This window comes from Mesorhizobium sp. (genome assembly GCF_004962925.1).
Lineage (GTDB): Bacteria > Pseudomonadota > Alphaproteobacteria > Rhizobiales > Rhizobiaceae > Mesorhizobium.
Genome location: NZ_SUEO01000474.1, coordinates 1 through 299 on the forward strand (window position 1 = coordinate 1; position 299 = coordinate 299).

Sequence of the window (299 nt, forward strand, 5' to 3'; positions counted from 1 at the left end):
CCGAAAACCTCACGCTCACGCCGCGCTGCCGAAAATAGGCCTGCATCAACTTGCGCCCCGAGCGGTTATTCTGCGCCAACTTGGTCGGATCGAACACCGCCTGTTTATTCCTTCTCGTGTCAGCGTCGCCTTAAGCGTCGCAATATGTGCGTCGATGTCGGCATTGTCCGCCCGCAGCGAGGCATAGATACTTCGGTCGCCTGAGCCACGGTCGGTTCGCTCACAGGTGTCGTCCTTTGGTTGATTGAGCGGCGGCTTACCACAGATTCGCGGCTCCGCCGATACCGATGAGACCGTCA

General features: G+C 59.2%; 1 pseudogene. It reads right to left on the reverse strand.

Annotated features, from left to right (window positions below):
* Window positions 1–224: pseudogene (locus E5W87_RS35760) on the reverse strand (hypothetical protein); the annotation flags it as partial.
* Window positions 225–299: the final 75 nt, after the last annotated feature.